Origin of the sequence: Arthrobacter sp. MMS18-M83, assembly GCF_026683955.1 — a bacterium.
GTDB lineage: Bacteria > Actinomycetota > Actinomycetes > Actinomycetales > Micrococcaceae > Arthrobacter.
Genome location: NZ_CP113343.1, coordinates 1,584,097 through 1,596,884 on the forward strand (window position 1 = coordinate 1,584,097; position 12,788 = coordinate 1,596,884).

Consider the following 12,788-nt stretch of genomic DNA (forward strand, 5'->3'; position numbering starts at 1 on the left):
CGCGTACGGCGGTTACAGCAGGCCGCGCAAGATGAGGGCGGCGCCGTCGTCGTAGACCGACGCCGTGACTTCGTCCGCGACGGCGATGACTTCTTCGGGTGCCTGGCCCATGGCAACTCCGCGGCCGGCCCAGCTGAGCATCTCAATGTCATTGCGGCCGTCTCCCACCGCCACCGTGTGGCGTGGGTGGGTGCCGAGCCGCTGGCGCAGCTGCTCAAGGGCGCTGGCCTTGGTAACTCCGGCGGCGGCGATATCCAGCCAGGCTGTCCAACCCACCGAGTAGGTGACCCCGGACAAGCCGATCTTGCGGATGGCGGTGGAAAATTCCTCGGCCGTGTTCTCGCTGCTGAAAACCACGACGCGCACCGCGGTGGCATCCAGCATGGTTTGGAAATCGACGCCGATCGCCTCGACGCCGAAGCTCGCGTCCTGGAATCGCTCGGTGGAGAGGAAGTTCCCGTCCTCATCCTCGAGCGCGTACTTTGCGGACGGAAGCTGCTCGCGGAGAGCCATCAGCGCCGGGGCGGGATCGAAAGTGGCCTTGTGGATGATCTCGTAGCCGGCATCCAACTGGGGATCGAGCCTCAAAGTGACGCCACCGTTGCAGCACACCGCGTAGCCCCGTTCAAGGCCGATCTGCTCAATGATGGGCAAGGTGGCGTTCAACGAACGGCCGGTGGCGATCAGGACGTCGTGGCCGCCGGAGACGACGGCCCTCGCAGCGTCGCGGACTCCCTGCGACATGTGGCCATCGTGGTCCACGAGGGTCCCGTCAACATCCAGTGCGACCATGAGTTTGTGATTGAAATTCCGCTGGTCATCGATGCCAGCGACTGAGGTACCAGTCAAAATAGTCATGCCTACAGTGAAGCAGACCCCCACCGACGCCAGCTAGGACGCAGGCCACAGCAAGGGATTAACAGGGGGTGAATACTCCCACGTTGTCCACAGTGTGAGTGTTTACTTGGGCCGGGGATTGCCCTCGAAACACACCCTTGTTCGATGTTCCCACCGGACAACGGCGTGATTCGCGAACTAGAACGGGTTTCTTCGGGATGCACCTAGGGATGGGGTCAATCCCGCACCGAGCAGCTTCTGACGCAGCCTCTCGGGATTGTCGACGTGGGCCCAACCCCAGCGCACAAAACCGTATCCAAGATCGCGTATCCGGTCTTCCCTCAGCTTTTCCCTGTACAAGACTTCCTCCGCGGTCAGGCCGTTCCGCAGATCTGCGTCCGCGTACTTTGCTTTGCCGTCAAACTCCCCCACGACGCCCATGGCCCGGCCTTGGCCCGGCCACCAAAAGTCACTTCGGCCAACGAATCCCTCTAAATCCTTGATTTCGTGCTGCAGAACAGGTTGCTCAAATCCCAAATATTGAAAGGCAGCGCGGCTGTACGATTCACCCGCCGATTCCACCATTGGATGGGCCAGGCGAAGTGCGATCCGAGCACGTTTTCGGGCGGTCTCACGCGGATGGCCCTCCAATGCCGCACCAATCGCGTCGACATCGAGCAAGCTACCCTCCTGGTTCATTTCACCGCGTTTCCACAGCGCCCGCGCAACACCATCCGCAACAACCAAGGACTGGCTGAGACGCGTGGAAAATGAAATATCCAAAGCGGTCTGCAATAGCCCGGTGCAACGAAATTCGCCGTGCGTTTCGCACTCCGAGTCCGGGAGGGCGTAGTACCGGAGCGGATAGTCGCCGTTGCTCCTGATCTGTTTGGCTGATGGGCCGTCTCCCACGACCTGGAAGGTTTGTTTCCGCCTGCCGGACTGCGACTGATGCGGAGTCAGGAGTTCCACGTGCGTCGGAGTTCGCAGGACCGGAATTCCGCTGACCAGCGCTGCCGATTCCCTGCACAAGATAGCCCCCGGGATGGAACGCGTCGCCGCGGCCACAGACCACGCGAATCGTTCCCAGGGCCGCGCATCGAGCCAATGTGAAACCTCAACATAGAACCCCCGCCGGATCCTTACCAACCTTCCGGACTTGAACTGGCTGTGGATGGAATCCGTACGCGCTCCTGTGCGCCGGATCGCCGAGGTATCGATGAGGCCGCTGGGAATATCCATCCCTCCACCATGCTTCATGGCCCGCGCGCGGTCATCAGGCGGGAACCTCTATGTGGACGACACTGCCTGTCGAGGACTAGATGAAACGAAGAATCCCGCCCTTGATCGAAATTCCCACCGTACAACGCGGAGGAGAGCGAACAAGGGCGGGATCAGTGCCTGGGCTAGAGCTGTGCCCGTCCAGGAGGGCTACAGAACCGGGAGGACCTCGAGCCCTCCGATGTACTTCTGGAGTGCCTTGGGGACATTGACCGAGCCATCCGGGTTCTGGTGGTGCTCCAGGATGGCCACGATCCAGCGGGTGGTGGCCAACGTGCCGTTCAGGGTGGCGACGGCGCGCGTCCCCTTCGCGACGCCGTCCTCGTTGACCGCACGCTCACGGATGTTGAGGCGACGGGCCTGGAAGGTGGTGCAGTTGGACGTGGACGTGAGCTCGCGGTACGCGTTCTGGGTGGGAACCCAGGCTTCGCAGTCGAACTTGCGGGCCGCGGACATGCCGAGGTCGCCGGCCGCCGTGTCGATCACGCGGTATGGGATCTCGACCTTGGCCAGCATTTCCTCTTCCCAGGCCAGGAGGCGCTGGTGCTCGGCAGCGGCTTCTTCAACTGTGGTGTAGATGAACATCTCTACCTTGTTGAACTGGTGAACGCGGATGATGCCACGTGTGTCTTTGCCGTGCGAACCGGCTTCGCGGCGGTAGCAGGAGCTCTGCCCGGCGTAGCGGATGGGGCCAGCGGAAAGGTCCAGGATCTCGTCCGCGTGGTAGCCGGCGAGGGCTACTTCCGAGGTTCCCACGAGGTAAAGGTCGTCTTCAGCGAGACGGTAGATCTCGGCGTCGTGCTTCACATCGAATCCGGTGCCCTGCATGGTCTCGGGACGCACCAAAGTGGGTGTGATCATGGGTACGAAGCCAGCTTCGATGGCTTGGTCCATGGCCATCTGCAGCAGTGCCATCTCCAAGCGCGCACCCACTCCGCGGAGGAAATAGAAGCGGGAACCGGATACCTTGGCGCCGCGTTCCATGTCGATCGCGCCAATGAGTTCGCCGATCTCCAAGTGGTCCTTCGGCTCGAAGTCCGGGAATTCGCGCGGCGTGCCGACGGTCTTGACCACCACGAAATCGTCCTCGCCGCCCTCTGGCACGCCGTCCACGATCAAGTTGGGGATGACACGGAGCAGCTCTTCCTGCTTGGCCTGGGCTGCGTCCGCCTCAGCAGAAGCAGCCTTGACCGCATTGGCGAGTTCCTTGACCTCGGCCAGCAGCGCCTGCTTTTCCTCGCCCTTGGCTTGTGCCACTTTCTTGCCAAAGACATTCTGCTCCGCACGGAGGTTTTCGTAGCGGATCAGGGCTGCGCGGCGGTCTGCATCGGCGGAAATGATCGCGTCCACCACGGACTCGTCGGCGCCGCGGGCGCGCTGGCTGGCACGGAACTTGTCCGGGTTTTCGCTGAGGTCTTTTACGTCGATCACCAGACAAGAGTATCGAATGAGGGCGCCGCCCCGTGGCCAGCGCCCGACGGGCGCGGGCGCCCCCTTCTGTATGCGCGGCTGCACCCCTCCGAGGGATAGGGTTGAAGCACCATGAGCGATTGGATCCTGTACGTGATTCTCGCTGGGGGCGCGGTCTTCGCCGTCTCCAGTTGGTGGGGTGTGCGTCGGCTGAGAGCCAGGCACGCCCGCAGCGCCGTGCGCGAAGACGCACACAAGCCTGATCCCGGTTTGCAGCGGGTCGCCGTGATCCTCAACCCTGTGAAGGCCAAGGCCGAAGACGCCCGGAGGATCATCCGGGAAGCCTGCCATCTTGCCGGCTGGGACGAACCCCAATTCTTCGACACGACCGCGGACGATCCCGGCCATTCGCAAGCCAAGGCGGCCCTGGCCTATGGGCCCGACGTCGTCCTGGTGGGCGGCGGCGACGGCACCGTCCGCGTGGTGGCTGAGACCCTCGCGCACACCAATGTGGCGATGGGCCTGATTCCATTGGGAACCGGAAACCTGTTGGCACGCAACGTGAACTTGGACGTCAACGACCTGCGGGGGAACGTCCACACCGCCCTCTTCGGCCACCAGCGCTACATCGACACGGCCCGCATGGCCATCCACAATGAGCGGACGGGTGCCTCGTCGGAACATGCTTTCCTGGTGATTGCGGGCATGGGCCTGGATGCCGAGGTTGTGGGTGACACCAACGATGACCTCAAAAAGGCAGTCGGCTGGCTGGCCTACACGGAGGCGGGCGTCCGCCACCTACCCGGCCGACGCAAGAGAGTCACTATCGCCATGGACGACGAGCCCGAGCAGTCCCGGAAAATCCGAAGCGTCCTGTTCGCCAATTGCGGTTTGATTCCAGGCGGCATCGATTTCATTCCCGAGGCGATGATCGACGACGGCGTCCTCGACGTTGTGGTGATGAGCCCCCGCAGCGCCATCGGCTGGCTCGCCGTGTACGCCAAGATCCTTTTCAAGCACAACCGAAACCTTCCGGTCATGAACTTTTACCGTTCGGGCAAGGTGGTCATCCAGAGCAACGAACCTATGGCCACGCAACTTGACGGTGATCCCTCGGGCGAGGCAACAAAAGTCACTGTCAAGGTGGAGCCGCGTTCCCTTCTGGTTCGCGTGCAATAACTGGCGCGCGTGCAATAGCGGGAGACGCTACTTGGCGTTCTTCGCCGCTTCCGTTGCTTTGTGTTCCGCCAGGGCCTTGGCGGCCGCGCGCGCTTCCGATTGCTCGCGGATCATGGCCTGCTCTTCCTCAAAGCGCAAGCGATCGGCCCGGTCGGCGTCGTCGCCGTCCCAGTCCTGATTGTCCGCCTTGGGCTTCGGGTTGACGATCATTCCCTGGCCGCTGGTGTCATTGCTATTTCCCGACATGGCCCGCTCCCTCCGTTAGGGGCATGCGTCCATCAATTGTGGATCAAGCAAGCATACGCACAGTTTTATCCACGCGATAGGGGTTGAAGAGTCAATTATCCAACGCTTTGCGCAGCCGTTTCCCCGCCCAGAATGCCGCGAACCCACGCATGCGCGGACGCGAAAGCGGCGTCGGAAGTATGCGGAGCAACCGAAGTTTGCTGCGCGTCCGCCCGGGCATAAGAACCCAGGAACCGGGTGGCCGGGCTGATCCGGTGCAGGCCCGCCAAAGCATCGGCTACGCGGGCGTCGGAGGCGTGGCCGTCGGCGTCGATGCTGAAAAAGTAGTGTCCCAGGTACTGTCCGGTGGGCCGGGACTCGATCCGGCTGAGGTTGACTCCGCGGGTGGCGAACTGGTCCAGGATCTCCATCAGGGCGCCAGGGCGGTCTTCCGGGAGCGGAACGACCACGGTGGTCTTGTCCGCGCCGGTCCGTTCGGGCAGGGCACCGGGACGGCTGACCAGGACGAACCGGGTGACCGCGCCGGGGTTGTCGCCGATGTTCTCGGCGAGGACATTCAAGCCGGGCCGTTCGGCGGCGACCAGGGGCGCGCAGATGGCCGCGTCATAGTGCACGTCACCATCGAGAAGCCCGACGGCGGCGGCCGCCGTCGAGGATCCCGGCACGTATTCCGCATTAGGGATATTTTCGTCGACCCACAGTCTGCACTGGGCCCACGCGTGACCGTGGGTGGAGACCCGACGGATATCCGAAATCTTCACTCCGGGGCGGGCAACCAGGACGAACGTGATAGGCACCAAGGCTTCGCTGATGATCCGAAGTTCAGTTCCGGTGGCTATTGCATCCAGGGTGGCTGTTACGCCGCCTTCCACCGAGTTCTCGATGGGAACCATGGCCGCGTCCGCCTCGCCTCGACGAACCCGCTCCAAGGCCGTGTTCACATTGGTACACGGCACCCTGTTGGCTTCGGCCGCACCGGGGACCTGCAGGAGTGCCGCCTCGGTGAACGTGCCTTCGGGGCCGAGAAAGGTGTAGGTGAGCGCGGATGCCGACATCAAATATTCCTTAGGTGGTATGCGTCGCGGCTAGAGGACGACCGGCTTGAGGCCGTTCTCCGAAACCATGGGGCGGCCGGATTCAAACCACATGTCCATGCCACCGGCGATGTTCGTGGCCGTGTAACCCTGCCCCACGAGCCACTGAACAGCCCGGTAGGACCGCCCGCCCGTGCGGCAGATGACAAAGAGATCATCGTCGGGATCAAGTTCGTCAAGCCGTGCCGGGATCTGGTCAAGCGGAATGTGAAGGGCACCTTCAGCGTGGCCGGCCACCCATTCGTAGTCCTCCCGGACATCCAAGATTTTCGCGTCGGCCGGAACATCGCCAACAGGCACGGTGTCGAAATCGCTCACGTGAGTTCCCTCCAGTTGATTCAGATCTACAATCAAGCCTACCGTTGCAAGCACCGCGACCACACAAGACGACGAGGAGGCCACTTGCCCACTGGCGAGCCCACCATCCTTGCCACGTCCGGCGGGTACAGGTCCGGTCATCGCACGAGGATGGAGTTCGATCTCCTGGTTCACCACGCGGTCGAACTCTCCGGGGTGAGCGGACGAGCCCCAAGAGTGGCGCATATCGGTACAGCATCGGGAGACCAGCGTTGGTTCGCCGCGGAATTGGACCAGGCCGCCCGCGTTTCCGGTTTCGACTTCAGCCACTTGAACCTGTTCACGATGCCCAATTACAGCGACCCCGAGGCCTACCTTTTGGAACAGGACGTGGTGTGGGTCAACGGCGGTTCGGTAGCCAATCTGCTGGCCGTATGGCGTGCACATGGACTGGACCGTATTCTGAGGCGCGTCTGGGAACAGGGAGTAGTCCTTGCCGGGGTGTCAGCAGGCTCGATTTGCTGGTTCCAGGGTGGCACCACGGATTCCTATGGCCCTGAACTGCGCGCCGTGACCAATGGGCTCGGCTTCCTCCCTTTCGCCAACGGCGTCCACTATGACTCCGAGCCCGGCCGGCGGCCGCTGGTCCATCGCCTTGTTGCCGAAGGGGTGCTGGGCGAAACGCACTGCACCGACGACGGCGTCGGGCTCGTCTACCGGGGCACGGAACTTGTTGACGTGGTTGCGGAAGTCAAGGGTAAGTCCGCCTATCGGGTCACCGCGGCCGCCGGGGATTCCGCCAACCCCGTGGCCGTCGAAGAGCGCTTGGAATCCCGTTTCCTTGGGTGAGATCCACGAACTCGGCGCTGTAGCCCTGCGCGAAGCCCTGGCCACGGGCCAGCTGTCCGCTGTTGAGGCAACGGAACACTTCCTTGCGAGGATCGCAAAGCACAACCACGCGCTGGGCGCCTTCGTCACGGTGACGACGGACCAAGCGATACTCGACGCCCGTGCGGCCGACGCGGCGTATGTTCGCCGGCACCGCGAAGGAGCAGAACTTCCGCTCCTGCACGGGGTGCCGCTGGCGTTCAAGGACCTCACCGATGTTGCCGGGGTCGCGACCACCCACGGCAGTGCGGCGCTGGACCGCAAACCCGCTCCTGAGGACGGAGCCCTCGCTGCCACGCTCAAAGGCGCCGGCGCGATCTCACTAGGCAAGACTCAGGTTCCGGAATTCGGACTCACGGCTTACAGCGAAAACCGCATCGCACCGCCGTCGCGCAACCCACACGCATTGAGCCGCAGCTCTGGCGGATCATCGGGAGGGAGCGCTGCCGCGGTTGCCGCTGGATTGGTTCCCTTCGCCCCCGGGAGCGACGGCGGCGGTTCCATACGTATTCCGGCTGCGGCATGTGGGCTCCTGGGGCTTAAGCCGGGCCGCGGCTTGGTGCCCGCTGGCGAAAGCGTCGGTGACGCCGCGCGCTTGGTGGTTGCCGGGCCGTTGGCGCGTTCCGCAGCGGATGCCGCGCTCATGATGGACGCCCTGGTTCCACGCGAAAGCCAACCAGAACAGGGTTATCTTGGGGCCCTTGGAGAAGCACCGGCCGCTTTGCGCATCGGCGTGAGCCTGGACAGCCCATGGTCCACCACGTTTCCCTTCACTCCGGACCAGGAGGCAGTGGATGCCCTCAACACGGGCATCAAATTGCTGACGCATGCCGGCCATTCAGTGTTCGACGCCGAGATCCGCTACGACAACCGCTATCCGGAAGCATTCACCGCTGCCTGGACCGCCGGCGTCGGAAGCACCCGCATCCTGCCACAGCGCGAAGCCCTCCTGACCCCGCTGACCCGGACCTTCCGGCGTCGAGCGCAACAACGGAGCGCTGCGAAGGTCAACGAGGCCAACAGCTTCCTACGGCAGTTCACTCACGACACCGTTATCCAGTACGCGCAATGGGACCTCGTGCTGACGCCGTCGCTGGCACAGACGCCAAGGCCCGTGGGCTGGTTCACCGGGAAAGACCCCGGTGGAGAGCAGTGGCCGGCCCCGGACTGGCCCGGCGACGCGGACGATGACTACCGCAAGCAATGCGAGTTTGCGCCTTGGTCCTCCATGGTGAATGTGTGCGGGCTGCCGGCAATCACGCTGCCCGTGCACTGGACCGGAGCGACGCCCGGCGAGGGGCTTCCGATGGGCATGCAACTCATTGGAAAACCGGGATCCGAGCTCTTGCTCCTGCAGCTCGCAGCACAGCTTGAAGCTCGGGAAAAAACGGCCGTTCACACCCTTTGAACGTTTGTCCAGAGCGTCCCAAAATATGACTTTATGCGTCGTCAATGCCAGCATGGGATGAATGAGCACATCTCTAGACACGGCGGCGCCCGCCAAAATCACGGGCGATACGTCCTTCTTCGGCCACCCAAAGATGCTGGCCAGCCTGTTCTCCGTGGAGATGTGGGAGCGCTTCTCCTTCTACGGCATGCAGGGCATCCTGCTGTATTACATGTACTTCACCGCGGACCACGGCGGACTCGCGATCGATAAGTCGCTCGCGGCCGGACTGGTTGGCGCCTACGGCGGAGGCGTGTACCTCTCCACAATCCTTGGTGCTTGGTTGGCGGACCGGATTTTCGGCTCGGAACGGGTACTGTTCGGCTCCGCCATCATGATCATGGCCGGCCACGTAGCGCTGGCGCTCCTGCCCGGCATCCCAGGCCTCGTGGCAGGCTTGGTGCTGGTGGGCGTAGGGTCCGGTGGCCTCAAAGCAAACGCCACGGCTCTGGTCGGCAGCCTCTACGGGGAGAAGGACGAGCGCCGTGACGCCGGCTTCTCCATCTTCTACATGGGCATCAACATCGGCGGGCTGATCGGCCCGCTGGTGACCGGCTGGCTGCAGGAAAGCAGCGGATTCCACTGGGGCTTCGGCGCAGCCGCAATCGGCATGGCCATCGGCCTCGGCATCTACGCACTGGGCCGCAACAAGCTCCCCGAAGAAGCGCACCGCGTCCCGAACCCCCTTCCTTCAGCGCAGCGGAGCCGCTACGGGCTGATCTTCCTGGGCATCGCCGTCGTGATCGCCGTGCTGCTGTTGACCGGCGTGGTGAACCCGGGCAACCTAGCCCGCAGCATGGCTTACTCCGCTATCGTCGCCTCGGTGATCTATTTCGCGCTGATCTTCAGAAGCAAGAAGGTCACGCCGTTTGAGCGCAAACGGGTTGTCGCGTTCATTCCTCTGTACATCGCGTCAGCGGCGTTCTGGGCGCTCTTCCAGCAGCAGTTCACGTTCATTGCCGTGTACTCGGAGGAGAAGCTGGACCGCAACCTCTTCGGCTGGGAGATGCCGGCCGCCTGGGTTCAGTCCATCAACCCCGTATTCATCATTATCTTTGCAGGCGTCATGGCCGCCCTGTGGACAAAACTTGGTCCGAAGCAGCCGGGATCCCCCATCAAGTTCGCTGCCGGACTCTTCGTCATGGGCCTTGCGTTCCTGGCCTTCATCCCGCTGACTGGCGCCGGAAAGACACCCCTGCTGGTGCTCGTGGGAATCCTGTTCCTCTTCACTTTGGCGGAGTTGTTCCTGTCCCCCATCGGCCTGTCCGTGAGCACCAAGCTGGCCCCCAATGCGTTCCACACGCAAATGGTGGCCCTGTTCTTCCTCTCGGTGTCCCTCGGCACCGCGCTGGCCGGCATCCTGGCCGGACTGTACAACCCGGCAGACGAGCTGCCTTACTTCCTTGGCGTCGGTGGCACGGCCGTTGTGATCGCGGCAGCCTTGGCTGCCGGCTCGCCCGCCATCAAGAAGTTGATGGGCGGCGTCCCCTAGTCCCCTAACAAGGGAAGCTTAACAACGACGGCGGCCGGAGCGTCAGTCGGGATTCCCGCAAGGCGCGCCGGCCGCCGTCGCCGTCGATCCTAGTAGTTGTAGTTGTAATGCGAAGCCGTGGCGGCGATTATCGCGATAAAGATCCAGAAGATGATCACCAGAACAATGCCCAGGTAACCCATCACGAGGCCCGCGATGGCCATGCCTTTACCCGCCGGCTCCTTCTTGAGGGCCATGTGACCGAGGATCACGGCGGCAACCTGCGGAAGTACAAAGAAGCCAAAGCCCACAAAGACGGCGATGCCGCAGCACATGCTGGCGATGCTCAGGCCCTTTGGCTCGGCGGGCATGCCGTAGTAGGCGGGCTGGCCATAGGGGCTGGCCGGCTGCCCGTATGCAGGCTGGCCTTGCGGAGGCTGCCCGTATGCAGGCTGGCCTTGCGGAGGTTGCCCGTAGGGCGAAGCGGGCTGGCCATAGGCCGGCTGCTGTCCGTAAGCAGGCTGTCCGAACTGGGCCGGACTGCCTTGGGGCTGACCATATGGTTCCTGCGGCCGCTGCGGCTGGGGCTGCTGCGACTGGGGCTGGCCGTAGGGGCCAGAAGCCGCCGGAGAGGCGAACGGCTGCTCGCCATACGGATTTCCACCGGTTTGGGGTGCGGGCGGAATGTGCGACGGCGGTTCGTAGCCCGTGGACGGTTCATCACCCTGGGGGGCGTTCTCGGGTTTAGCTGGCTGGTCGGTCATGGAAAATCCCCCTCATGAGTCTTTCTGCCCAGCCTACCGCTGAGCCAAGCCGCACATAAGCTCCCGGCGCCCCAACTCCCGAACCCTGTGCCGCACTCCGGTAAACGGGTGGTGAATCTTCGTTAGTGAAGCGAAAATACGATGTCATAGGCGCCGCAATAGTGGGTTTTCTCTTCAAGCGCACCGGACCGTCTGGCATGCTGGGTCAATGGCTAGCCGTGCGGGCACTGTTGCCCTTCCCCAGGACCTTGTAGACATCACCGCTCTTCTTGACGCGTACTACGATGTGACGCCGGATCTCAGTGATCCTGCCCAGCGTGTCGCATTTGGTACATCCGGACACCGGGGTTCGAGCCTGAAGGCCTCGTTCAACGAAGGGCACATCCTCGCCATCACCCAGGCGATCGTGGAATACCGTGCCGGCCAGGGCATCACCGGCCCCCTCTTCTTGGCCAAGGACACCCACGGGCTGAGCGAACCGGCGCAGAATTCCGCCCTTGAAGTCCTCGCCGCCAACGGGGTCAACGTCCTGATCGACGCACGGCACGGCTACACGCCCACCCCGGCGCTCAGCCACGCGATCCTGAAGTACAACAATGAGGCCGGCCCGGGGCAGCCCCAGGCGGACGGCATCGTGGTCACCCCCAGCCACAACCCCCCTGCCGACGGTGGATTCAAATACAACCCCCCGCACGGCGGCCCAGCTGACACGGATGCCACAGGCTGGATCGCCAACCGCGCCAACGAACTCCTGGAAAACGGACTGCGCGGCGTCAAGCGGATTCCGCTGAACGACGCCCTCAAGGCGGAGGGCACCGGCAAGTTCGATTTCCTCAGCAGCTACGTGGACGATCTCCCGGCCGTCCTGGACCTCGAGGCGATCCGCAAGGCCGGCGTCCGCATCGGGGCGGACCCCATGGGCGGCGCATCCGTGGACTACTGGGGTGAAATCGGCGAGCGTCACCAGCTGGACCTCACCGTGGTCAACCCCACCGTTGACCCGCAGTGGGCATTCATGACCCTCGACTGGGACGAGAAGATCCGTATGGATTGCTCTTCACCGTCGGCTATGGCCTCACTCATCAAGCGCATGTCGGACAGCGCGTCGGCCGGCACGGGCGCCTTCGACGTCGCCACCGGAAACGACGCCGACGCCGACCGCCACGGCATCGTGACCTCCGACGGCGGGTTGATGAACCCGAACCACTACCTCGCCGTCGCGATCGACTACCTGTACCGCAACCGCACCGGCTGGAACCCCCAGTCCGTGGTCGGCAAAACCCTCGTGTCTTCCTCCATCATTGACCGCGTGGCCGCAGGGCTGGGCCGCAAGCTCGTGGAAGTCCCGGTGGGCTTCAAGTGGTTCGTACCGGGCCTGCTCTCCGGCGAGGGCGCATTCGGCGGCGAAGAGTCCGCGGGTGCCTCGTTCAACAAGCGCGACGGCAGCGTCTGGACCACCGACAAGGACGGCATCCTGCTGGCCCTCCTGGCCTCGGAGATCACGGCCGTCACAGGCAAGTCGCCGTCCCAGCTGTACAAGGGCCTCACGGACCAGTTCGGCTCGCCCGTCTATGCCAGGATCGACGCTGCCGCCACGCGCGAGCAGAAGGCAGCACTCGGCAAGCTCTCGTCGTCGGACGTCACGGCCACCACGCTGGCGGGCGAGCAAATCACTGCCAAACTGACCGAGGCCCCCGGCAACGGCGCGTCAATCGGTGGCCTCAAGGTGGTCACGGAGAACGCCTGGTTCGCGGCCCGCCCGTCCGGAACCGAGGATGTATACAAGATCTACGCGGAGTCCTTCAAGGGCGCCGAACACCTCAAGCAGGTCCAGGAAGAGGCCAAAGCCCTTGTGGACGGCGTGATTTCCTAGC

General features: G+C 63.6%; 12 protein-coding genes. 5 read left to right on the forward strand and 7 right to left on the reverse strand.

The window, feature by feature from the left end; all coding sequences use genetic code 11:
* Window positions 1-12 precede the first annotated feature (12 nt).
* The 3 genes from OW521_RS07440 to serS form a co-directional block, all read right to left on the reverse strand.
* Complete coding sequence (locus OW521_RS07440; protein ID WP_268024169.1) at window positions 13-858, reverse strand: HAD family hydrolase; 846 nt, start codon at window positions 856-858, stop codon at window positions 13-15.
* A 177-nt stretch (window positions 859-1,035) separates the two neighbouring features.
* Entirely contained in the window at window positions 1,036-1,809 is a 774-nt protein-coding gene (locus tag OW521_RS07445) for a hypothetical protein (protein WP_268024171.1), read from the reverse strand.
* A gap of 459 nt (window positions 1,810-2,268) precedes the next feature.
* Window positions 2,269-3,549, reverse strand: coding sequence for a serine--tRNA ligase (gene serS / locus OW521_RS07450; protein ID WP_268024173.1), 1,281 nt, complete (start codon window positions 3,547-3,549; stop codon window positions 2,269-2,271).
* A gap of 111 nt (window positions 3,550-3,660) precedes the next feature.
* Here serS and OW521_RS07455 point away from each other — a divergent pair, with 111 nt between their 5' ends.
* A complete protein-coding gene (locus tag OW521_RS07455; RefSeq protein ID WP_268024175.1) occupies window positions 3,661-4,707 on the forward strand; it encodes a diacylglycerol/lipid kinase family protein in 1,047 nt (348 codons plus the stop codon).
* A 27-nt stretch (window positions 4,708-4,734) separates the two neighbouring features.
* On the opposite strand, the gene OW521_RS07460 is transcribed toward OW521_RS07455, so the two are convergent.
* The 3 genes from OW521_RS07460 to OW521_RS07470 all read right to left on the reverse strand — a co-directional run bounded on the left by OW521_RS07460 (window position 4,735) and on the right by OW521_RS07470 (window position 6,365).
* Window positions 4,735-4,953: a hypothetical protein gene (locus OW521_RS07460; RefSeq protein WP_078107002.1), complete on the reverse strand. Its 219-nt coding sequence runs from the start codon at window positions 4,951-4,953 to the stop codon at window positions 4,735-4,737.
* A 95-nt stretch (window positions 4,954-5,048) separates the two neighbouring features.
* Window positions 5,049-6,008 (reverse strand): prephenate dehydratase, encoded by a 960-nt coding sequence (pheA, locus tag OW521_RS07465; protein WP_268024178.1) that lies wholly within the window; start codon window positions 6,006-6,008, stop codon window positions 5,049-5,051.
* Window positions 6,009-6,038: 30 nt separating this feature from the next.
* Window positions 6,039-6,365 carry a rhodanese-like domain-containing protein gene (locus OW521_RS07470; RefSeq protein ID WP_265978260.1) on the reverse strand — a complete coding sequence of 109 codons (327 nt, stop codon included), beginning with the start codon at window positions 6,363-6,365 and terminating at the stop codon, window positions 6,039-6,041.
* A gap of 84 nt (window positions 6,366-6,449) precedes the next feature.
* On the opposite strand from OW521_RS07470, the gene OW521_RS07475 reads away from it, so the two are divergent.
* From OW521_RS07475 to OW521_RS07485, 3 genes are all read left to right on the forward strand, one after another.
* On the forward strand, window positions 6,450-7,193 hold the full coding sequence (locus tag OW521_RS07475) for a peptidase E (protein WP_268024179.1): 744 nt from the start codon (window positions 6,450-6,452) through the stop codon (window positions 7,191-7,193).
* Window positions 7,186-8,640: an amidase gene (locus OW521_RS07480; protein ID WP_268024180.1), complete on the forward strand. Its 1,455-nt coding sequence runs from the start codon at window positions 7,186-7,188 to the stop codon at window positions 8,638-8,640. The genes OW521_RS07475 and OW521_RS07480 overlap by 8 nt, the downstream gene beginning before the upstream one ends.
* A gap of 61 nt (window positions 8,641-8,701) precedes the next feature.
* Complete coding sequence (locus tag OW521_RS07485) at window positions 8,702-10,171, forward strand: peptide MFS transporter (RefSeq protein ID WP_326494013.1); 1,470 nt, start codon at window positions 8,702-8,704, stop codon at window positions 10,169-10,171.
* Window positions 10,172-10,260: 89 nt separating this feature from the next.
* On the opposite strand, the gene OW521_RS07490 is transcribed toward OW521_RS07485, so the two are convergent.
* A complete protein-coding gene (locus OW521_RS07490; protein WP_268024181.1) occupies window positions 10,261-10,914 on the reverse strand; it encodes a DUF4190 domain-containing protein in 654 nt (217 codons plus the stop codon).
* Between the two features lie 208 nt (window positions 10,915-11,122).
* Between OW521_RS07490 and pgm the strand changes: the two genes are divergently transcribed.
* Window positions 11,123-12,787 (forward strand): phosphoglucomutase (alpha-D-glucose-1,6-bisphosphate-dependent), encoded by a 1,665-nt coding sequence (pgm, locus tag OW521_RS07495; RefSeq protein ID WP_268024183.1) that lies wholly within the window; start codon window positions 11,123-11,125, stop codon window positions 12,785-12,787.
* Window position 12,788: the final 1 nt, after the last annotated feature.